This is a genomic window from Saccharococcus thermophilus (assembly GCF_011761475.1).
Taxonomy (GTDB): domain Bacteria; phylum Bacillota; class Bacilli; order Bacillales; family Anoxybacillaceae; genus Saccharococcus; species Saccharococcus thermophilus.
Window position 1 is genome coordinate 2,945,506 of record NZ_JAASRS010000001.1, and the last position, 20,702, is coordinate 2,966,207.

General features: G+C 45.4%; 20 protein-coding genes and 1 pseudogene. 7 read left to right on the forward strand and 14 right to left on the reverse strand.

Annotated elements, in window-relative coordinates:
* Positions 1–8: 8 nt before the first annotated feature.
* The 4 genes from BDD39_RS15290 to BDD39_RS15305 all read right to left on the reverse strand — a co-directional run bounded on the left by BDD39_RS15290 (position 9) and on the right by BDD39_RS15305 (position 4,574).
* Positions 9–1,559, reverse strand: coding sequence for a flagellar hook-associated protein 2 (locus BDD39_RS15290; protein WP_166912002.1), 1,551 nt, complete (start codon positions 1,557–1,559; stop codon positions 9–11).
* Positions 1,560–1,574: 15 nt separating this feature from the next.
* Positions 1,575–1,940, reverse strand: coding sequence for a flagellar protein FlaG (gene flaG / locus BDD39_RS15295; protein WP_166912004.1), 366 nt, complete (start codon positions 1,938–1,940; stop codon positions 1,575–1,577).
* A gap of 153 nt (positions 1,941–2,093) precedes the next feature.
* Positions 2,094–2,792 carry a hypothetical protein gene (locus BDD39_RS15300; protein WP_166912006.1) on the reverse strand — a complete coding sequence of 233 codons (699 nt, stop codon included), beginning with the start codon at positions 2,790–2,792 and terminating at the stop codon, positions 2,094–2,096.
* Between the two features lie 123 nt (positions 2,793–2,915).
* On the reverse strand, positions 2,916–4,574 hold the full coding sequence (locus BDD39_RS15305) for an IS1634 family transposase (protein ID WP_015863777.1): 1,659 nt from the start codon (positions 4,572–4,574) through the stop codon (positions 2,916–2,918).
* Between the two features lie 107 nt (positions 4,575–4,681).
* Between BDD39_RS15305 and bshB2 the strand changes: the two are divergent.
* Positions 4,682–5,122, forward strand: a pseudogene (bshB2, locus tag BDD39_RS15310) (bacillithiol biosynthesis deacetylase BshB2); the annotation flags it as partial.
* Positions 5,123–5,252: 130 nt separating this feature from the next.
* Here the strand turns inward: bshB2 and BDD39_RS15315 are convergent.
* The 6 genes from BDD39_RS15315 to BDD39_RS15340 all read right to left on the reverse strand — a co-directional run bounded on the left by BDD39_RS15315 (position 5,253) and on the right by BDD39_RS15340 (position 9,116).
* Positions 5,253–5,411 (reverse strand): PhzF family phenazine biosynthesis protein, encoded by a 159-nt coding sequence (locus BDD39_RS15315; RefSeq protein ID WP_166912008.1) that lies wholly within the window; start codon positions 5,409–5,411, stop codon positions 5,253–5,255.
* Positions 5,412–5,433: 22 nt separating this feature from the next.
* Positions 5,434–6,051, reverse strand: a complete 618-nt coding sequence (locus BDD39_RS15320) for an NAD(P)-binding protein (RefSeq protein ID WP_208404421.1) — start codon at positions 6,049–6,051, stop codon at positions 5,434–5,436.
* 61 nt (positions 6,052–6,112) lie between these two features.
* Complete coding sequence (locus BDD39_RS15325) at positions 6,113–6,715, reverse strand: hypothetical protein (RefSeq protein WP_166912012.1); 603 nt, start codon at positions 6,713–6,715, stop codon at positions 6,113–6,115.
* Positions 6,716–6,720: 5 nt separating this feature from the next.
* Positions 6,721–6,888, reverse strand: coding sequence for a hypothetical protein (locus tag BDD39_RS15330; protein WP_166912014.1), 168 nt, complete (start codon positions 6,886–6,888; stop codon positions 6,721–6,723).
* Between the two features lie 69 nt (positions 6,889–6,957).
* Positions 6,958–7,329 carry a DnaJ family domain-containing protein gene (locus BDD39_RS15335; RefSeq protein WP_166912016.1) on the reverse strand — a complete coding sequence of 124 codons (372 nt, stop codon included), beginning with the start codon at positions 7,327–7,329 and terminating at the stop codon, positions 6,958–6,960.
* On the reverse strand, positions 7,329–9,116 hold the full coding sequence (locus BDD39_RS15340) for a putative bifunctional diguanylate cyclase/phosphodiesterase (protein ID WP_166912019.1): 1,788 nt from the start codon (positions 9,114–9,116) through the stop codon (positions 7,329–7,331). The genes BDD39_RS15335 and BDD39_RS15340 overlap by 1 nt, the downstream gene beginning before the upstream one ends.
* A gap of 356 nt (positions 9,117–9,472) precedes the next feature.
* Here BDD39_RS15340 and BDD39_RS15345 point away from each other — a divergent pair, with 356 nt between their 5' ends.
* Together BDD39_RS15345 and mreBH are read left to right on the forward strand one after the other, a co-directional pair.
* On the forward strand, positions 9,473–9,925 hold the full coding sequence (locus BDD39_RS15345; protein ID WP_166912021.1) for a C40 family peptidase: 453 nt from the start codon (positions 9,473–9,475) through the stop codon (positions 9,923–9,925).
* 407 nt (positions 9,926–10,332) lie between these two features.
* The gene (gene mreBH, locus BDD39_RS15350) at positions 10,333–11,340 is read left to right on the forward strand and encodes a rod-share determining protein MreBH (protein WP_166912023.1); all 1,008 of its coding nucleotides are present in this window, start codon (positions 10,333–10,335) and stop codon (positions 11,338–11,340) included.
* Between the two features lie 125 nt (positions 11,341–11,465).
* Here the strand turns inward: mreBH and BDD39_RS15355 are convergent, their stop codons facing one another.
* Positions 11,466–13,142, reverse strand: a complete 1,677-nt coding sequence (locus BDD39_RS15355; protein WP_166912025.1) for an L-lactate permease — start codon at positions 13,140–13,142, stop codon at positions 11,466–11,468.
* A gap of 326 nt (positions 13,143–13,468) precedes the next feature.
* Between BDD39_RS15355 and BDD39_RS15360 the strand changes: the two genes are divergently transcribed.
* From BDD39_RS15360 to BDD39_RS15375, 4 genes are all read left to right on the forward strand, one after another.
* Positions 13,469–14,203, forward strand: coding sequence for a FadR/GntR family transcriptional regulator (locus tag BDD39_RS15360; protein ID WP_166912027.1), 735 nt, complete (start codon positions 13,469–13,471; stop codon positions 14,201–14,203).
* A 131-nt stretch (positions 14,204–14,334) separates the two neighbouring features.
* Positions 14,335–15,051, forward strand: coding sequence for a (Fe-S)-binding protein (locus BDD39_RS15365; RefSeq protein WP_166912029.1), 717 nt, complete (start codon positions 14,335–14,337; stop codon positions 15,049–15,051).
* A 17-nt stretch (positions 15,052–15,068) separates the two neighbouring features.
* Positions 15,069–16,517, forward strand: a complete 1,449-nt coding sequence (locus tag BDD39_RS15370) for a LutB/LldF family L-lactate oxidation iron-sulfur protein (RefSeq protein WP_166912031.1) — start codon at positions 15,069–15,071, stop codon at positions 16,515–16,517.
* A complete protein-coding gene (locus tag BDD39_RS15375) occupies positions 16,495–17,217 on the forward strand; it encodes a LutC/YkgG family protein (protein ID WP_166912033.1) in 723 nt (240 codons plus the stop codon). Before BDD39_RS15370 ends, BDD39_RS15375 begins: the two co-directional genes overlap by 23 nt.
* A gap of 52 nt (positions 17,218–17,269) precedes the next feature.
* Here BDD39_RS15375 and BDD39_RS15380 read toward each other — a convergent pair whose 3' ends face one another.
* From BDD39_RS15380 to hutH, 3 genes are all read right to left on the reverse strand, one after another.
* Positions 17,270–18,202, reverse strand: coding sequence for a D-2-hydroxyacid dehydrogenase (locus BDD39_RS15380; protein ID WP_166912035.1), 933 nt, complete (start codon positions 18,200–18,202; stop codon positions 17,270–17,272).
* A 53-nt stretch (positions 18,203–18,255) separates the two neighbouring features.
* Positions 18,256–18,942: a TerC family protein gene (locus BDD39_RS15385; RefSeq protein ID WP_166912037.1), complete on the reverse strand. Its 687-nt coding sequence runs from the start codon at positions 18,940–18,942 to the stop codon at positions 18,256–18,258.
* Between the two features lie 184 nt (positions 18,943–19,126).
* Entirely contained in the window at positions 19,127–20,653 is a 1,527-nt protein-coding gene (hutH, locus tag BDD39_RS15390) for a histidine ammonia-lyase (RefSeq protein WP_166912039.1), read from the reverse strand.
* Positions 20,654–20,702 lie beyond the last annotated feature (49 nt).

The following is a 20,702-nucleotide window of genomic DNA, read 5'->3' on the forward strand; positions in this document are numbered from 1 at the left end:
TTTACCAATTATCGGGCGCCTCCGCCAAAGGCGTTCATAAGGTACGTGGCTTGTGAATTCGCGTTATTAATCGCTTCCTCCATCGCCGTAAACTCCCGCCAATAGCGGTCTTCGACGTCTTTGAGATGGTCTTCAAAACGTTTAATTTGGTCGTTAATATCATTTAAATCGCGGCCAATCGCAAACTGCTGGTTCGTCCAAAGCGTATTCCCGGCTTTTTGTTCAATTTTGCCGATCGTATCTTTGATTGTATCACGTAAACGGAGGGCGATCCCTTTTTCGGAGTAACTAGTTTTTGTCTTATCATTGGTGTTGTAGTTATTAAATAGTTGGTAAATTGCATCCGGATTTTCTTGGATTTTCCCGCGAAGCTTTGCCTCATCAATAATTAGCTTACCACCATCTAGGTAGTTAGGAGAAGTAGTAATACCAATTTCTGTAAGTTGGGAAAATCCACTGGCAATATTAGAACCTTCCACTTTTGTGTAAAGGTCCATCCGCATCTTGCTTAGACCGCTCGATAAAATCGAATCGCCGCGCAACAGACCGCTTTTCGCTTTTTCTTCCCAAAGCTCAATTTGCTTGTCCGTCATCGCTTGTTTTTGTTCATCGGTAAGCGGCGGATAATCACGATAGCGTTCTTCTTTCAGCTTGGCGTTGATTTTGTCGATTGTGTCGTTGTATTTGTCGACAAATCCTTTAATTGCGTTAAACATCGCGTCCGTATCAGTTGATGTGGTAATCGTTGCCGTTCCCTTGTTTTTCAGCGTATACGTGACACCGTTGATCGTAAATGTATTCGTAGAACGACTTGTTGTAAAACCGTTGATTGTAAATTGTGCATCAGTTCCCGCAATGAAGCTATCTTGTGCGTTAACATTCCCATCACCGTTGGTATCCTCAAGTTTACGTCCATTAGCAGCATTGGTAAAGCCCAGCTTTTGAAAAAATGCAGCCGTAATATCGTCACCAATAACTAAGCTTGCTTTTGACCCAGTATCTTTCTTTGTGATAACAATTTTACCTGTCTGCGTATCCCGGAACACTGTAACCCCTAAGTTAGGATCATTATTTAACTGAGAAATGACAGAATCCAGTGTAGCACCGGCTTTTACCGTAATCGTCACCGGATTGGTGGCAGGGGGATTCCCATCGCCGTTAGTAACATTGATAGTCAACGTTGTATCCGTATCAACGGTTATACTATCTACACGATCCGCGGAAATCCAAGTCGCTGATGTCGCAATTTGCGTTACGTTTATCGTTGTACTTATATTCGCAGCCGAAGCATTAGCTGTTGCACTTACCACGCTGTCATCAGAGCTTTCGGCCTTCTTTTTTAACATATTGCTTTGCAATGTTAAATTGTTGAAAATATAATTGTCCAAATCTTGAAGTAACGTATTCATTGAACGGTAATCATCGCGCTGCCACTCTAAAATTTGCTTTTTTTGATACAATTTATCGAGCGGCATCCGCTCCGCTTTCATTAAATCACTGACCATTTTGTCAATGTCCATTCCACTCGCAAGACCACTAATATGCATCGTACTTGCCATGTTCACTCACCACCGTTAAATTTTTTTATCAACAATCAAGCCGACAAATTCCATCATCGCCGCGTACATATCCAATAGCTTTTTCGGCGGAATTTCGCGAATGACCTCATTTGTCCGCTCGTCAATAATTTGTACGTAATATTCCTGTAACTCGTCATGCAACTTAAACTTTAGCGTTGTATGGCTCGGTTGTAGAAATTCGTTCAAGCCTTTGACGACTTCTTCCAGCTTTTCTTTCGGGATTTCTTGCTGCGGAGTTCCGAAGGTGTTGGTATCATTCTGATTCTGTGTTGGCGATGGTATCATGTTGCTGGCTTTTTCCTTGTGAACATTCTCATACAAATAAGAAAGAGAATGGGAAGAAACCCGCTCCACCGTCATTGCGCTCGCTCCTTTGCATGAACACTATCTATGTTTTATATCGGATGGTAGTAGGGGATTGTGAAGGGGGAGAAAAAGGAAATAACAAAAATCAGGAAGGTAATTTCAAAATTTGAATATCCCCTTTGTTATCCTCCTAGCCTTTTGACAAATTCAGTAACAATCAGAACGATGAACATTAATCCACATCCCCTTACTAATCAAAAGGGACACAATTCTGCGAAACCCTTTTTCCCGAAAATCATCAGGCATAATGGCAATAAACTTGTAGTCTTTCAACGACTGAAAAAATTCCATTTTTCTATCCGCTTTTTCGGTATATGCTTTATAACGAATCGAACCATACAAACCAAAATACTCTATTACGAATTTCCGGTGATTTTGATAGATAACCCAATCAGGAATATATACTTCCTCATACCGATTGTTCATAAAGCGCTGGCTTTCTCTCTCTACTTTTGCCGAAATGATGGCCTGAACTAAAAAATTATGGATCGCCAACTCTTCTTTTGAATCACACAATTGTCCGTCAATCCCAACTAGCAAATTAAATTCCTCAGGCTGAAATGTATGTTCGGGGAATGATTCCATAATCCAACGATAAAATTTACTATCATAATGCCGATCCACCATACTGATAAATCTCGGGAAATGCTTCCGAAAGTATGCTCGATTTAAAAGAGGTAACGATTCTTTGCTAATCTTTCTCTTTTCACAAAAAGTTCTTAATGCTTGTACTCTATTCTCTTGAGAGTGCCAATATTGATTTGGTACGCGCTGAAACTCGGTGATGTCATATTTACCCGGAAAAACAGCGTTAACAATTTCGATTGGCGAACCGTTATATCTCACATTTCGCACCCTAACAAGGTCAAAACAAAGGATTTTTTATTTAGTTTTTCAGAATAACTTTTTGACCAACACAACGAGCGATGGCAATCCTTTTTTTACCATCGCTGGTCGTTCCGTATCACGTTACACGTAGATGCTCTCATCCATGCCCAATCCCTGCAGAATCCTTCGCTGATCAGGGGTAAGGGAGCGATCCAGTGAGCGTTGGATGCGCCCATCCGGCAGCTTGAACAGGACGACGTTCACATATTGAAACAGCTGAAAAATCGCCTGTCCCGTCGGCCGGGTCAGCTTGCGGCCTCCAGGACCCTTCAACGGGTGTTCTGGAGTAATAAACTGACGCACTCGGCGCTGAAAAACGCGGTAAATAGCCAAGGCCAACAGAAACAAATAGCCTAATACTGCGACCCGTTCTGGTTTTTTGACGTAAATCTCATCCGTGAAAAACGGATCTTTCAAAAAAGCGAAGTTCATTTCCACCGAGATCTGCCCTTTATACAGCTTCAAGATCTCTTGGGCATCCATGGGTTGGCCCTTCCATTCCTTCGGAACGGTCGTGACAAGGACAAACCGGGACGCTTTCCGTCTCGCCTGTTCCCACGCGTCTTGGTCGAATTCGACGTCAAGGTGCAAGAAATACAGCGTCTCCACCTCGGGTTCCGCCCCTTTTTTCGGCCGTCCGCGCCGTTTTTTCAGGCGTACGATCTCTTCGACCGCGGCCTCAACCCGATGAAACCGGGGGCGAAGGGACGCCTTGAGGGACGCCAAGGCTTGTTCGGCATCTTCCCGGCAGGAGAAGGGGTGACGCTCCCAACGGGCTTGTTCCTCGCGAAGAAGCTCCGCTTCTTTGGTTCGTTCTTTTTCAAGCGTCTTTCCTTTTCGCTGGTCGAGCGCGCTCGATTCAACAACGATCAGCCGAACGGGGTGGCCTTCATACGTCGAGGCCGTTTCCCATACCCGGTACGTGGCGCCGTTTCTCTCCGCCAACGTAAAGGGATCGCTCCACGTCGTGTCCTCAGCATCCGCTTCGGCCAGCGCGGTTTTCACGATCCGGAGCGACGAAGGGCCTCTGGTGATCAAAAAGGCGTTGGCCGCTTTGGTTTGCGCCAGGGTCTCTTTCGTCATCGCGGCGGAATCGGCCACGTAAATCCATTCGTCTTCGATTTTGGCCTGCTTCAGCTGTTCATGGACACGAGACAGCACCTCGGGATTCCATGTTTTATCGGGCAGGTTGCCATCGTGCACATCGCCGTAAAACGGGATGCCGTCCTCGTTGCCGACCAGTCCGAAACCGATCTGTTTTTGCCAACGATGATGGCGGTTGTAGCCATGTGTGATTTGTAAGGCCTCTAACGAGGCCGATTCATACGCGCCGTAAACGGTCTTGTCCGTCGTATCGGCGTGGAAGGCTCGGAGGGAAAGGCCTTCTTTTCGATAAATATGAATCAAGCAAGTGCTGATGACGTTGTGAATGCCAGCCTCATACAGGCGATCGAGATGACGGGCCAACGCATCGTCGTTCAACCAGGAAGGATGGAGATCGGGACGGATGAGTTTCTCACAATCGACCTCCTGAGCCCAATGTTCCAAGTGAACAAGGGCTTGCCGGCCGTCAAACACATTGTAGAGGATGGCCTGAACGGCATCGCTGACTCGCGTTTGGCACTGCGGATCGACGGGCACGAGATGGTCAATCAATTGAGGCAGACCCAGTTTCTTGAATAGGGCACTTATTATATTCAAATAAGAATTGCGATAGACCTTTTTGACTTGAACGTTCATAAGTGAAAAACTCCTTTACGTTCCTTGTGTGTCAAGGATTCATTCGACATCGGAACGAAAAAATCCTCCCGATTTTCGTCGAGAGGGTGCGAAATGTGAGATGTAAAGCAATCGGCATCGGCGATTTGCGCTTACTCGGCTACCGAGATAAAACGGTAGAATTTGAGGATGAAGAATTGCTTGCTGACCGGATCGGAGAAATTGTTGCGGAAACAAATCCATCGCTTGTCATTACGTTTTACCCTGGCTATAGCGTCCACCCGGATCATGACGCATGTGGTGCCGCTGTTATTCGCGCCCTCAAGCGCCTTCCGAAAGACAAGCGTCCTACCGTTCATTGCGTCGCGTTTGCAAAAAACTGTGAACAAGATTTAGGAAAGCCAGATGTCATCCGTGACGTCAGTTCGTTCATCGAGAAAAAACTTGCTGCCATCCAAGCGCACCGCTCGCAAACCGAAGGATTGATGAAAGCGGCGAAAAAACGCGGCGGCGACGCGTTAGAATGGCTGAAGACCGAGCGGTTTTGGACGTATAAATGGGATGATTGAACAACAAGCAACTTTCTCCATAGCGGGAAGGTTGCTTGTTCCATATTTCTATCAGTCTATTAATTCACCTTTCCATACGGTTACTGCTGTCCAGACAGTCCCACTCTATCATGATTGACTTCTACTTTGACTACTCCTCCTCTTTTCGACGCCTGATAAAATTCATTTCCGCCGCTACCTTTTGCATCCATTCTTCTGGCATTGGGGCAGAAAGAAGACAAACAGCAGCCGGGTTTCCACTGAACCGCTCGTTCGTAAACGCATCTACAACATAAATTGGGATCGTCATCCTACTCTTCCTTTCACCTAATTTATTCTTTTATCACATTCTCCAGCAGCTGTTCAAACTCCTCTTCCCAATTCCCCCTCTTCCGAAATGATTCATCAGCAATTGTTTTAAATAATTTTTTTCTTTTTTGTTCATCGTGCACATTTTGTAAAATCCATTGCCGACATTCGTAAAGAAAATCGATATACCGTCCGTAGTCATCATCGTACAGTCCCTCAAGATGGCGACGGATTTGCTGCGCGATGGTCGGGCTTGCCCCGCCTGTCGAAATCGCAATCGTCAATCTGCCGCGCCTTACGACCGCAGGAACATGAAAATTGGACCGTTCTGGGTCGTCGACGATATTAAGCAGCTGGTAGGGCTGTGCGGCGTTCGCTACAGCTTCATTGACATCTCGATCGTTTGTGGCGGCAATGACGATGAACGCCCCGACAATATCGTCAGGAGAAAACGTTTTTTGTCGCCAAATAAGTTCTCCAATTGCTACTAACTGTTGAATCCCCGTTGTAATCGTGGGAGCCACGACTGTAATTTTTGCCTTTGCTTCGAGTAATCCATGAATTTTCCGTTCCGCCACCTTTCCGCCGCCGATGACGACAACGTGTTGATTTGCGATATTTAACATAACCGGATATCCCATACGAATTTCCCCTTTATAAAAAACGGCCGTGTAGAAATCCACGGCCTTTTTCTTCATTATATTATCTTTGCGTCGCTTCTTGAATCCATTTTGCCAACCGTTCATTTTCTTTTTTCATATGATCGAGCCATTGCGGCAATAATCTAGCCATTGCCTCTTTATCATTTTCTTTCATCGCTTTATATGTTTGATGATGAAGCTCGCGTAGTTTTTGTTTTTCTTCTTTGGACATCCACTTTTTCCGTTTATGTAATTGCTTCAATTCTTGCTTAAATTGTTCTTTCGTTATTTCTTTGTTTGCGAGGCGGTCAATCAATCGATCGAGCGCTTGTTCTCGCTTTTGCTTCATCTCTCGGCATTTTGCTTTTAACGCTTTTTTCACTTGTTCATCTTGCAGTTTTGCCCGTAGTTGTTTGCGCTCATTCAGAACTTTTTTCCATTCATCCACTTGGTCTGGCGTATATTGTTTAACTATTTCCATCCATTTTTGTTCGTCGAGCTTTCCGTGCTTGAACATATGCTCAAAAAATGAATGCCCCATAGCGTGGTTCGCTTTGATAACACTGCCTTGTTGCGTCGAGTCGGAAGCCTGATTGGCTGCCAATACTCCTGTCGGAATGGACAGCATCAAAGCAGTCAGGAAAGAAATCCATGTTTTTCGCATCTTACTCACACTCTCCTTTTTCCATTTGTTTTAGCGTTAACCGTTGAAAAGCTCCATCTGCTAATACGACGACAATTTTTGTTCATCGAAAAACCTTTTTCCAGCCGCACCGCTTCTTTTGCACCCATCAGAGCAGGAATGTCATTCACCAGCTCCACCTCTATTTTCCCCAATTTTCCATATTCCTTTCATATAAATAAAAAAAGAACTTGCTGTTCTTTCACAGCAAGCGGTGCCATCGATTATCGGAATTTCTCATCAATTCGCCGTTGATAGTCGCGCAATGCTTGGGAATTGGTTTTATTGCGCTTTTTCATGAGCGCATTCCAGCGCAACAATTTTTCATTTAGCTTCTTCTTCCATTTCTCTTTTTCCTTTTCATCTTCACAGCAGCTCAATAAATCTTCCAATGTCATCAACTCTTTTTTTAACTCGACTTCCTCAGAGACATAGCCGGCGTTTTTTAACATCAAATAACCGAGTCGCAAGTCTTCGGGAATATGGGACAAATCCTCGAGTTCAAGCGGTTTTCCAAATCCAGGAAGATTGTCAAACTCTCCGTTTTTCATCGCTTCGCGAATTTTATCTTCCGCTATTCTCCAAAAAATATCCATCATTTCATCTCCTGTATACGCAATTCGTTCCGCTGCTGCCTGCGCAGAAAGTTGAGAAACGCTTCATACGGCAACGGCGGGGCAAAATAATATCCTTGCGCCTCATCACAGCGTTTATCTCTTAAATAGGCCGCTTCCGTTTTCGTCTCTACTCCTTCGGCGAGCACCTTTACGCCAATATTATGCCCGAGACGAATAATCGCCGGTAAAATCGCATCTTTTTTTCCTTGAATATTTCGAACAAACGAACGGTCAATTTTTAAGCGGTCAATCGGCAAATCGGTTAAATAACTGAGCGAGCTATAGCCTGTGCCAAAATCGTCCATGCTGATCGTAACGCCGATCGCTTTCAGTTTGGTTAAAATCGCGATCGCCTGCTCTGTATCCATCGCCATCCGCTCCGTAATTTCCAAATCTAAATGATGTGGTGGCAGCCCCGTCTCCTCAAGCAGCCTCGCCAGCTTATCGACAAAACGGCGGTTTTCAAACTCATACGGAGATAAATTGACGGATACCGATAAGTTAGGAAAGTATTCCAATAATTGTTTTGTTTGCTGGCAAGCGGTACGAATCACCCATTCGTTAATCGGGATAATAATGCCTGTTTGTTCGGCGACAGGGATAAATGTATAGGGGGATATAATCCCTTTTTCCGGGTGGTTCCAACGAATTAGCGCTTCCATGCCGGTAACGGTACCGCTATCTAGCCGAATTTGCGGTTGGTAATAAAGTTCAAATTCCCCTTTTTCCAGTGCGCGTCTCAATTCTCTCTCCATAGCGATCTTTTCGTGAAGCACGTGGGCCATTGGTTCCTCAAAAAACAAAAATTCGCTTACTACCTTTTTCCGAGACCGATATCTCGCAATATCTGCTTTTCGAATTAATGTTTTTGAGTCCATTCCATCCTTCGGATATAAACTAATGCCAATTTTTATTGTAACATATAATTCAAGGCCATCTACCACAATTGGTTCATCAGCAATTTCACTAAACTGTTTAGCAACCATTTCCGCTTTTTCTTTCGTGCTTTTGGACAAAATCGCAATAAATTCATTGCCGCTCCATCTTCCTAACAACACATTTTCGTCGCTTCGTTTTTTCCATTCCGTTACGATTTGCAGCAGCACTTGATCACCTACGGCATATCCGTAAAAATCGTTAATCGTCTTCATCCCGCTAATCTCAAGAAACATAATGGCCACTTCTTCATGGCGAGAAGATGCCTCCTTAATATTTTTCGTAATGGCATGATGGATTGCTTCTTTATTGGGCAATCCGGTTAAATCATCATGTGTGGCCATATAGCGCATTCTTTCTTCACTTTTCTTCCGCTCTGTAATATCGCAAATCACTATGACATTTACCTTTCCGCCGTCATAGTCATACTTGTGTTGCACGATTTCCGCCGGAAAAACGGTACCATCTTTCCTCCGCAGTTGAACTTCATAGCGTTCTTCCTGCCCATCATCATGCTCCATTTTCTCTAACGAACCGGCGACCATTAAATCGCCAATCGGCAAATGGATCAGCTCACTTTCCACATATCCAAGCAACTGACAGGCAGCGCGGTTTGCCTCCATCACTTTGCCGTGCGCATGAACAATAATTCCTTCCATGGTCATTTCCACTAACCGTTTAAATCGATTTTCGCTTGCTTCTAATTCCCGCTTATATTTTTCCAACGATTTTCGTTCTACTCGGGCGTATATCGCCAACAAATACATCCCTTCAAAGACAAGAAAAACGAGAAAACTCATCCATAATATATATTCGATTTCTTTCGACATAAATGATCACCGTCATCTATGGATTCGACTTCTTTATGAACATTATAGAAAGATTATTTCCGCCATTCTTCCCCACCTCATTCCTATTCGTTCGACAGTTTACGACAAAGTATATATACATTTTATTACATAAATATTTTATTTGAGTAAATTGTATGATAGGATTTCTTTCTTTTTATTAATACAAAAGCACTAAATGAAAACAAAATTTATACGAGGAATTAGGACTAGCCTATATATTTGTAACTTTTCTGTAATATTATTTAATTCAACTGTAAAAAAAAGAGGTATTTCCTTTGCTATACTAGAGTCAGATTGAGTCGAATCGGAAAATTTTTTGTCGGGGGTTTAGGGAAATGAAAAAAATGGTCGCATTGGTTTCACTATCCGTTTTAGTTCTATTTTCCTCCTTATTTGTAAACACTTCCAATACCGAAGCAGCAGGAAACAAGCGATTGCTAATTGCTGAAGCGAAAAAACTGATTGGCACCCCATACCGATATGGCGGAACTACACCAAGAGGATTCGATTGTTCTGGGTTTGTTTACTATACGCATAAAAAAATCGGGATCATCTTGCCCCACTCTGCTAGATTGATGTATCAAAAAGGAAGAACCGTATATAAATCAAACTTAATGCCGGGCGATTTAGTATTCTTTAATACATCGAAAGGCAAAAGCGGCGTCTCCCACGTGGCTATATACATAGGAAACAATCAAGTGATCCATGCTGTTTCCAAAGAAGTAAAAATTGACAGTTTAAATAATCCTTATTGGAAGGTAAGATACGTTGGAGCAAAACGATTATAAGGAAACAAGAAAAACTCTCTAGCATATTAAGTAAGCGTGCTTAATATGTAGGGAGTTTTTTCATTTAAAAAAAAGCGGCCCTCCCAGCATAGGAGGGCATCTATATATTCATAGGGGATCGGGGGAATACTTGGAAAACTTTACGCTACTATTCATTTCCCCTTTTTTGTTATTTTATACATAGAAAGAAAAAAATTTTTCCTCTCAATCGTTCAAAAATTTTTCTTGTTCCCATAGTAACACCACCTATCGACATATTTTCCCCTTTTTCGTCTTTTACCGTCATAAAAGAAACAATGATATCGAAAATTATATATGTAGGAATAAGACTGTTTATCTGATTCAAACTGTTGCTTGCACTCTCTATAAAGTTTGAATCCATTCTTGGATAAAGGCAGGTGTTGAGCATGTTTGCTTCTTCGGAAATTGGGATTGATTTAGGAACGATGAATATACAGCTATATAGTAAAAATAAAGGCATTGTTTTTAACGAACCAGCAGTGATTGCTTATGATATTCAAACGAACGAAGTGCTGGCGATTGGCAACGAGGCAAAAGTGATGATCGGTAAAACCCCAAATCACGTCGAAACGATTTATCCATTAAAAAATGGGGTGATTGCTGATTTTGACAAAGCGGCAACGATGCTCAAACAAGTGTTGAAACTTGCCGGCAAACGGATCGGTTTTTCGGTCAAAAAACCAAATGTCGTTATCAGCGTCCCATTTCACGCTACTTCCGTAGAACGCCGTTCTTTTTATGAAATCGCCAAGCACTGTGGCGCGAAGCAAGTACACTTAATTGAAGAACCAGTTGCCGCGGCGATCGGCGCTGACTTGCCGGTCGATGAGCCGGTGGCCAATGTCGTCGTCAATCTAGGCGCTGGTAAGACGGAAGCGGCAATTATTTCGTTTGGCGGAGTCGTTGCCTGCCAGTCGCTTCGTGTCGGTGGTAATCAGCTAGATGATGATATTATCCAATATGTAAGGCAACATTATAACTTGTTAATTGGCGAGCAGACAGCGGAACAAATTAAAATCGAAATTGGCCATGCTCCTGGCATCCATGAAGAACGAACCATGGTCATTCATGGCCGCGACTTGGTGACCGGTTTTCTAAAAGCGGTGACGTTGCGTTCTACAGAAGTGCAAAAAGCCATCGAAGAATCGCTTTTCCAAATTCTTGGCGCTATCTGTACGGTACTGGAAGAGTGTCCGGCGGAACTGAGCGGTGATATTATTGACCATGGCATTGTGTTAACCGGCGGCGTCGCCCTTCTTCACGGAATCGAACATTGGCTCAGTTCCGAGCTGCATGTTCCCGTTTATACTGCTCCTAATCCTATTGAAGCGGTGGCGATCGGCACCGGAAAAGCCCTTCAGGCCGTACCAAAACTAATAAGCGCCGCTCCATAAAACATCTTTCTATGGAGAAACCCCGCGTTACTGCAAATGTAATGCGGGGTTTTTGTTGCTTGGGCTGGTTTCATGGCTATGAAATTTTATGAATGTATTCTCCCTGTTCGGTCCTTCTCACAGCGTTATGGAACCATCCATGATAAAACATGAGACTGCAAAAATACGAGGATGCCAATCAAAATAATTAAGAAAATACTATGTTTGACTGTAAATCGGAATAAATCGGATTCCTTGCCCGTTAATCCAACCGCCGCACAAGCGACCGCAATCGATTGCGGCGAAATCATTTTCCCAACCACTCCACCGGAAGAGTTTGCCGCCAATGCTAAAACCGGATCCATGCCGATCGATGTCGCCGTTACCTTTTGCAAGTTGCCAAATAATAAGTTCGAAGACGTATCGGAGCCGGTAATAAACACGCCAAGCCATCCTAAAATCGGCGAGAAGAATGGGAACAACGACCCTGTTTTAGCCAGCGCCATCCCAAGTGTTGTGCTCATGCCGGAAGCGTTGGTGACATAGGCAAAGCCGACCACCGAAGCGATTGTAATAAGTGGGAACCTTAATTCGACCAACGTTTCAATAAATGTACGCCCCCAATCTTTCCAAGACATGTTGACAATAAATTTCGTTACAACCGCCGCCAACAAGATCGCCGTACCGGCTGCGCCGAGCAATTCTAATTTATATACCGCGGCAATTGGCTGGCCGCTTGCATTAATGATTCTATTATTCAATCCCGGTACTGCCGGCATAAATGTCAGATGGTAGCCAATTGTGTTGACCAGCTTTAACAGCCCATTTGTTCCCTCATAATGCCCGGTCAACGCCGCTTTTACTTGCGGAATTCCCCATAAAGAAATGAATACCGTCAGCACTAAAAACGGAGACCATGCTTTAAATACTTTCCCGCCCGCATAGGCAACACGATGCGCTTGCGAAGCGGCCGCCACTTCCGATTCGGTTGCAAAGCGGTAGGTACTTTTCGGCTTCCAATACTTTAAAAATACGGCAAGGGCAAATAGCGAAATTAAGGCGGATAAAATGTCCGGAAGTTCAGGACCTAAAAAGTTAGAAGAGAGATATTGTGTAAGGGCGAATGAAACACCGGAGACAATAATTGCCGGCAGAACTTCCACCGTTCTTTTCCATCCAGCCATAATAAGCACAAGGTAGAACGGAATAAATATGGATAGAAAAGGCAATTGCCGCCCTACCATTTTGGAGATTTCCGTCGCAGGAATCCCTGTTGGCCCTTCCATCGAGATAATCGGGATTCCGATCGCCCCGAAGGCAACTGGAGCAGTATTGGCAATCAAACAAATTCCCGCCGCATACAGCGGATTAAACCCTAATCCGACAAGCAGCGCAGCGGAGATCGCTACCGGCGCCCCGAATCCGGCAGCCCCCTCTAAAAACGCTCCGAATGAGAATGCGATCAACAGTGCTTGCAGACGGCGGTCTTCGGTGATCGACGTCACCGAATTACGGATCACATCAAAATATCCTGATTTCACGGTCAGTTTGTATAAAAAGACAGAAGTAATAATAATCCATCCAATCGGCAACAGCCCATAAACCGCCCCTTGCGTCACGGACATGACAGCCATTCCCACTGGCATTTTGTAAGCGATTACAGAAATAACTAACGCAACAATTAATGTCGTAAGCCCGGCGATGTGCCCCTTCATTCGTTTAACAGCGAGAGCCCAGAAGAAATACACGATTGGAATGAGTGCAACGATGGCAGATAGCCATAGATGATCGGCAATTGGCGTAAAATCTTGTTTCCACTGCATAAACCATTCTCCCCTTTGTTTAAGAATTTAATCAATGTCTCCCACCCTATAACGTTTCCATAGTCATCAGATGACCGGATAATATAGTTATCTGAGTCAAATTATAGTGAGAGTAATCGAAAAAGACAATAGTCATTTTTCAATTTTTTGAAATTTCTATGTTTTAATCAAAAATTCCTATGGCACAGAAAAGCACTTGTTTCCTCCGCATTCGATGTATAATATAAACGATATGAAACGTACAAATAAAAAATATGCTGGCAAATTTATCAATAGTTAAGAAAGAGTGCAAAAATATCTAGTTTGCGCGTATCGAGGTGAATACATTGAATTTTAAACGCATTAAGACAAAAAAAATTTATGAAGAAGTAGCAGAAGCGATTTTTGATATGATTAAAACCGGCGCATTAAAACCGGGAGATAAATTGGATTCTGTCCAGCAGCTTGCCGAAAAGTTTCAAGTGGGACGGGCCGCGATCCGTGAGGCATTGACCGCGTTAAAAGCAATGGGATTGATCGAATTAAAACACGGAGAAGGCACTTATGTGCGTGAATTTGACCCGACAGTGCTTACCTTCCCGCTCTCGGTAGCAGTATTGATGAACAAAGAAGATGTTTGGCATTTGCTTGAAGTTCGCAAGCTTCTCGAAGCCGGTGCCGCTTCTTTAGCCGCGCACAAACGGACGGAACAAGATTTAAATGCGATGGAACAAGCGCTTCACGAGATGCAGGAAGGCATCGGCAACGACGAGCTTGGCGAAAAAGCAGATCTTGCTTTTCATATGGCCGTCGCAGCCGCTTCCCATAATCCGATTTTAGTCAGCTTGATGAATAGCGTATCGGAAATGCTGATTGAAACGATGCGGGAAACACGGCGGATTTGGCTGTTTTCGAAGCAGACAACGACGGAGAAACTTCTTCAGGAACATACCAACATCTTCGAAGCAATCCAAGAGAAAAACGCCGAGGCCGCCCGAGAGCGAATGCTCCAGCACCTGACCAACGTAGAAAACATCCTACAAAAATATATATTCCCGATAAGTACTCAGCAAAACAACTGAGTGCTTTTTTTATTGACAAAAATTGCATCAAAATCTACTTCTATTCTCTGAAAATAGTATATAATTAATACAAAGGTCATCAGATGACCTGCTTACCTCGGTATACACCATGATGTGAAAGGGGATTTACGATGAAAGTTTCCTTGTTCGTCACCTGTCTCATCGATTTGTTCTATACGAACGCGGGAAAAGCAACGGTAGAACTGTTGGAACGGTTGGGCTGCGAAGTTGATTTTCCCGAAGCGCAAACATGCTGCGGACAACCCGCTTACAATAGCGGTTATGTGAAAGAGGCAAAAGAAGCGATGAAACATATGATTCGCACATTTGAACACGCGGACTACATAGTTACTCCTTCTGGTTCCTGTGCGGCTATGTTTAAGGAATACCCGCATATTTTCCGCGGCGATCGCGAATGGGAGCCAAAAGCGAAAGCACTGGCTGCGAAAACGTATGAACTTACGCAATTTCTTGTTGACGTGCTGAAGGTAGAAGACGTCGAAGCTAAGCTCGAAGGGCGCGCCGCTTACCATACGTCATGCCATATGACACGTCTGCTTGGCGTCAAAGAAGCGCCTTTCCGATTATTAAAAAACGTAAAAGGGCTCGAACTCGTTCCATTGCCGAATGCCCACCAATGCTGCGGATTTGGCGGAACATTTTCCGTGAAAATGGGGCCGATTTCCGAACAGATGGTGGATGAAAAAATTAAGCATATTGAAGAGACGCAAGCAGATTATCTAATCGGTGCCGATTGCGGATGTTTAATGAATATCGGTGGGCGCATCGAGCGGCAAGGAAAGCCGATTAAAGTCATGCACATTGCTGAAGTGTTAAACAGCCGATAAAAGGAGGGAATTGGCATATGCCAATGAAAATAGGAAATCAAGGATTCTGGGAGCGAGTAGAGACAAACCTTCATAACCAATTTATGCGCGGTGCGGTAGCCGGTATGCAGGACCGTGGGTACGAAAGACGGATCGGAGTTACGAAAGAGCTCGGAAACTGGGAAGAATGGCGCTCTCTCGGCGAGGAAATTCGCCAGCATACCCTAGAAAATTTGGACTATTATTTAATGCAGCTGAGTGAAAACGTTGCCAAACGCGGGGGCTATGTCTTTTTCGCGCAAACGGCGGAAGAAGCAAACGAGTACATCCGCAATGTCGCCATCCACAAAGGGGCGAAAAAAATCGTGAAATCGAAATCGATGGTAACGGAGGAAATTAACTTAAATCCTGTGCTAGAAGCAATCGGCTGTGAAGTGATTGAAACAGACCTTGGCGAATACATTTTGCAAATGGATGATCATGATCCTCCATCACACATCGTTGGTCCTGCCCTTCATAAAAATAAAGAACAAATTCGTGACGTTTTCCGCCGCAAACTCGGCTACCAAAAATCAGAAAAACCGGAGGAGCTGGCGCTTCATGCCCGGGAAACGCTGCGCCGCGAATACCTTACCGCCGATATCGGCATTACCGGCTGCAATTTTGCCATCGCCGAGTCCGGATCGATTACATTGGTGACAAATGAAGGAAATGCCGATTTAGTGACGTCGCTGCCAAAAACACAGATTACCGTCATGGGAATGGAGCGCATCGTGCCAACGTTTGAGGAAATGGAAGTGCTTGTCAGCATGTTGACGCGCAGCGCGGTCGGGCAAAAATTAACGAGCTATATTACCGTATTAACCGGCCCTCGCGATGAAGGAGACGTCGACGGTCCGGAAGAATTTCATCTTGTGATTGTCGATAATGGCCGTTCCGCCATCCTTGGCACGGAATTTCAACCCGTATTGCAATGTATCCGCTGCGCAGCTTGTGTCAACGTCTGCCCAGTGTACCGTCACATTGGCGGGCATTCCTACGGCTCCATTTATTCTGGACCGATTGGAGCTGTCCTATCACCGTTGTTAGGCGGATATGACGATTATAAAGAGCTGCCGTACGCCTCCTCCCTTTGCGCAGCCTGTACGGAAGTTTGCCCGGTTAAAATTCCGCTTCATGAATTACTGCTAAAGCACCGCCAAGTTATTGTCGAGCGGGAAGGAAAAGCGCCGGTAGCGGAAAAACTGGCCATGAGGGCGTTTCGGTTAGGAACCTCTTCACCGTTTCTCTATCGATTCGGCTCGAAAGTCGCGCCAGGCGTCTTGGCACCATTTACGAGCGATGACCGCATTTCTAAAGGTCCTGGTCCGCTGAAGGCATGGACAGAAGTCCGGGAATTCCCGGCGCCGAATAAAGAACGATTCCGCGACTGGTTCCGTGAACATCAAAAAGGAGGCAACAGCAATGAAAACCGGAGCGATTTATAACCGCGACGCTTTTTTACAAACGATTGCCGACCGGCTCGGGCGGCCGCGCCGTGTATCAGGCATATCCCGTCCGCACTGGAAGCATCAGCCGCAATGGACGGTGTTTGAAGGCTACAGCCAAGACGATTTATTGGCCGTGTTAAAAGAACAATGCGCACTCATTCACACACAGTACGTGGAAACAACATGCGACGAGCTAGTGGAAACGGTAAAGCAAATCGTTGCCCAATACGGGGGCGGTCCGGTTGTCACGTGGGATGACCCGCGCTTTGACGAATACGGATTAACTAGCTTGCTGCGCCGCGAATGGCCAAACGAAAACGTGGAGGTTCACATCTGGGACACTAAGCTAGGCAGAAAAAATATCGATTTTGCCGAAAAAGCAAACGTCGGCATTACATTTAGCGACATTACGCTGGCTGAATCAGGAACGGTCGTACTGTTTAGCGGGAACGGAAAAGGACGCACCGTCAGCTTTTTGCCAAAAACATATATCGCCATCGTCGCCAAAAGCACGGTTGTGCCGCGCATGACCCAGGCCGCTGCTTACATCCATGAACAAATTGAAAAAGGGCAGCTCGTCCCTTCGTGCGTCAACTTTATTACAGGCCCAAGCAACTCGGCCGATATTGAAATGAATTTAGTCGTCGGGGTTCATGGACCGATGAAAGCGACTTATGTGGTCGTTACCGACCGTTAACATATCGTTCCCAATACGAAAACGGGCATGTCCGATAGGAACACGCCCGTTTTTAATATCCTTTTTCGATATCTACTCGATTGAAAAGCGGCTCATTATTCTCGATTCGCCGCAACGTTTGCAAAAAGCAGTCCACCGCTTCCTCCACCGATGTCAGCGCGGCGATATGCGGCGTAATAATGACGTTTGGATGTTGCCATAACGGCGATGTCGGCGGCAATGGCTCCTCTTCCACCACATCTAAAATAGCAAGACGAATATGGCGGTTTTCCAGTGCGCTCCATAACGCCACTTCGTCTACCGTTGCCCCTCTGCCGACATTGATGAAGCAAACATTATTTAAAAGTGAAAAAAACCTTTCGTCAAACAGATGATACGTTTGTTTTGTCAGCGGAAGTGCGGCAATAATCCAATCTGCTTTTGGCAGTACCTCTTCCGCCTGCGTGACGGAAAACACTTTGGAAAAGTGAGGCTTTTGCCGTCCACTTAATGAAATACCGATTGGCGCAACGCCAAACAGGCGCAGGTGGCGGGCAATCTGCTGTCCAATCTCGCCCGTTCCATAAATGACAACACGCTGCGTCCGCAGCAACGTTGGCGCGACCGGCTTCCATTGCCGCTGGGATTGATACCATCCATATACATCATGGCATTGTAAATCCCGCAGCATATAGCTAAGGCAATATTCGCTAATTTGTTCGCCAAACGAGCCGATCGTCCGCGTCAGGACCACATCTTCTTTCCACTCCCGGTTCCATAAAAACGCATCGACCCCGGCGCCAAGTGAGTGAACCCAGCGAATATTGCCAAATTCAAAGGATGGAACCGGCCGAAAGCCGACATACGCATCCGCCCAAAAAAAATCATCACGGCAAACCGCTTCTTCCGTGACAAATCGGAAGTTTTTATCCGGTCGCTTTTGTTGCAGCAATTTTGCCATCTCCGCATACAGCCTTCCGGTCACCAAAATATTGCCGATCTTCATTGCTGTTTTTCTTTCCCTCCCATCCGCGGATAGAGAAAGAATTATTTTCCTCCTTAGGCAATCCTTCCTTCCTTGCTTTCCGCTTTTTTATTGGCCACATATCCCACAGCTAATACGAAAATGGTTAATCCTACGGTAATCGCGTAAGTGAGCGGCCCTTCCTGAAGATGAAGAAGACGCATAAATCCTTCATCTTCCATCACCATTTTTCCACCCGTCCATGCTAAAATTCCCGATCCGACATAGGTGATCCAGCGATATTTTTCCATTACCTTCATAATGGCTTTCGAACCGAAAATCATAATCGGAATACTGACGGTCACACCGAAGGCAATCATGCCGATATGCCCTTCTGACGCTCCCGCCACCGCCACAACATTATCCAAACTCATTACCGCATCGGCGACGATAATCGTCATAATCGCTTTCAACAAGCGGTCGGATGACTGAATATGCGCTTCTTCCTCCTGTTCAATCAGCACTTTATAGGCAATCCACAGAAGCAATAGCCCGCCTGCTAAATGAACGAATGGTATTTTTAGCAAAAAGACAATGACAGCGGCAAATAAAATACGCAAGAGAACCGCGCCGCCTGTCCCCCAAAAAATCGCTTTGTTTTGCTGATGCTTCGGCAGCCTGCGGGTTGCCATTGCGATGACCACGGCATTGTCGCCGGATAAAATTATATCAATCGCAATAATTTTCAATAATGCCAGCAACGCCTCCGAAGAAATTGTCAAATAAACGCACCTCTTCTCTTCTTTCGCCGCTATTGATCTTCTCATCATTCACAGCTTGTCTTTCTTTCATCTTACCCTAAATATTTCTAGTCATCAACTTGCCAGTTCTTTCTTTACCTCTATAAAAAATAAAAAGCAAGCTGCCAGTAAATCTAGCAAGCTTGCGGTGCAAAAGCGAATCTCTCTATTTCTCTTTTGACGAATATTGGCTCGCCTTCCACCAAAACGTCTCATCTATCTGCTTTAGCCATTGCGCTATAGCTTCGATGTCGCTGGAAAATACACGGTCATGGATAATGGACGGTACGATTTTGCGCGCTTCTTCATAAAACTGCCGCGTCTTTGTCGCCATTTTTTCCACGCCGTGATACTCGGCCGCCTGCAATGCACAAATCAGTTCAATCGCCAACACCCGCCTTGCGTTTTGTACAATCGCATAAGCGTGACGAGCCGCAATCGTCCCCATGCTGACATGGTCTTCTTGATTGGCCGATGATGGAATCGAATCGACGCTGGCCGGATGGGCGAGCGTTTTGTTTTCCGAGACGAGCGCTGCCGCTACATACTGCATAATCATCGCACCTGACTGCAAGCCCGGCTGCGGGCTTAAAAACGGCGGTAAATCATTTAATTGCGGATTGACAAGCCGCTCAATGCGCCGCTCCGATATGTTGGCCAGTTCCGCTACGGCGATTTTCATAAAATCCATCGCCAAGGCAATCGGCTGGCCATGAAAGTTTCCTCCTGAAATAACGTCGGCGCCATCGTCAAAAATAAGCGGATTATCAGTGGCCGCATTGATCTCGATTTCTAATTTTTCTTTGACATAATCAAGCGCCTGCCACGATGCCCCGTGCACTTGCGGAATGCATCGAAGTGAATACGCATCTTGCACGCGCAATTCTCCTTGTTTCGTCGTTAGTTGGCTGTCAGCCAAATAACGACGGATGCGCATAGCGACATCGATTTGCTGCGGAAATCCGCGGGCAACATGAATCCGCTCATCCAACGCATCGATTATGCCGCGCAGCCCTTCCATCGTCATCGCAGCAATCAGCTCGCTTTCATATGCCAGCTTCTCCGCTTCGATATAGGCCACCACACCCATCGCCGTCATCGCCTGCGTCCCATTAATCAACGCCAGCCCCTCTTTTGCTTTCAGCGTAATTGGGGCGATTCCTTCTTTTGACATCGCTTCCAACGCTGGCATTCGCTTTCCTTGATAAAACACTTCCCCCTCTCCCATTAACGTGAGGGCTAAATGGGCAAGCGGCGCCAAATCCCCGCTGGCTCCGAGCGAACCTTGCTGCGGAATGACGGGATGAATATGCGCATTCAGCAAATCCAATAGCCGCTCGATCACAACCGGCCGAACCCCCGAATACCCTTTTAATAAGGCATTCGCCCGCAGCAAAAGCATCGCCCGCGACACCTCTTTCGGAAACGGCTCACCGACTCCGCACGCGTGAGAATGAATTAAATTGACTTGCAGCTGTTCGACGTCATTGGCGCCAATCAGCACATCGCTAAACTTACCAAACCCGGTATTAATTCCATAAACGATTTGTTGCTTCGCGACGATGTCCTCGACTGCTTTCCGGCTCCGTTCCACCGCTTTCATGCTTTCTTCTGAAGCAATGACGAGTTCGCTATGATAAAGAACTCTCTTCACTTCTTCGATCGTTAATGTATTTCCGGTTAATACGACCATTTTATCTCCGCTCCTTTTTCGTAAAAATCAAAAAGGAGGCTGGCGCTGT

Excerpts from the sequence above, each read along its gene's own strand:
- BDD39_RS15355 (WP_166912025.1), bottom strand. The coding sequence starts at position 13,142 with ATGCAGTGGAAACAAGATTTTACGCCAATTGCCGATCATCTATGGCTA.
- BDD39_RS15315 (WP_166912008.1), bottom strand. The coding sequence starts at position 5,411 with ATGACGATCCCAATTTATGTTGTAGATGCGTTTACGAACGAGCGGTTC.
- BDD39_RS15305 (WP_015863777.1), bottom strand. The coding sequence starts at position 4,574 with ATGAACGTTCAAGTCAAAAAGGTCTATCGCAATTCTTATTTGAATATA.
- BDD39_RS15345 (WP_166912021.1), top strand. The coding sequence starts at position 9,473 with ATGAAAAAAATGGTCGCATTGGTTTCACTATCCGTTTTAGTTCTATTT.
- BDD39_RS15365 (WP_166912029.1), top strand. The coding sequence starts at position 14,335 with ATGAAAGTTTCCTTGTTCGTCACCTGTCTCATCGATTTGTTCTATACG.
- BDD39_RS15320 (WP_208404421.1), bottom strand. The coding sequence starts at position 6,051 with ATGGGATATCCGGTTATGTTAAATATCGCAAATCAACACGTTGTCGTC.
- BDD39_RS15325 (WP_166912012.1), bottom strand. The coding sequence starts at position 6,715 with ATGCGAAAAACATGGATTTCTTTCCTGACTGCTTTGATGCTGTCCATT.
- BDD39_RS15380 (WP_166912035.1), bottom strand. The coding sequence starts at position 18,202 with ATGAAGATCGGCAATATTTTGGTGACCGGAAGGCTGTATGCGGAGATG.
- BDD39_RS15340 (WP_166912019.1), bottom strand. The coding sequence starts at position 9,116 with ATGTCGAAAGAAATCGAATATATATTATGGATGAGTTTTCTCGTTTTT.
- BDD39_RS15335 (WP_166912016.1), bottom strand. The coding sequence starts at position 7,329 with ATGGATATTTTTTGGAGAATAGCGGAAGATAAAATTCGCGAAGCGATG.
- BDD39_RS15375 (WP_166912033.1), top strand. The coding sequence starts at position 16,495 with ATGAAAACCGGAGCGATTTATAACCGCGACGCTTTTTTACAAACGATT.
- mreBH (WP_166912023.1), top strand. The coding sequence starts at position 10,333 with ATGTTTGCTTCTTCGGAAATTGGGATTGATTTAGGAACGATGAATATA.
- flaG (WP_166912004.1), bottom strand. The coding sequence starts at position 1,940 with ATGACGGTGGAGCGGGTTTCTTCCCATTCTCTTTCTTATTTGTATGAG.
- BDD39_RS15290 (WP_166912002.1), bottom strand. The coding sequence starts at position 1,559 with ATGGCAAGTACGATGCATATTAGTGGTCTTGCGAGTGGAATGGACATT.
- hutH (WP_166912039.1), bottom strand. The coding sequence starts at position 20,653 with ATGGTCGTATTAACCGGAAATACATTAACGATCGAAGAAGTGAAGAGA.
- BDD39_RS15370 (WP_166912031.1), top strand. The coding sequence starts at position 15,069 with ATGCCAATGAAAATAGGAAATCAAGGATTCTGGGAGCGAGTAGAGACA.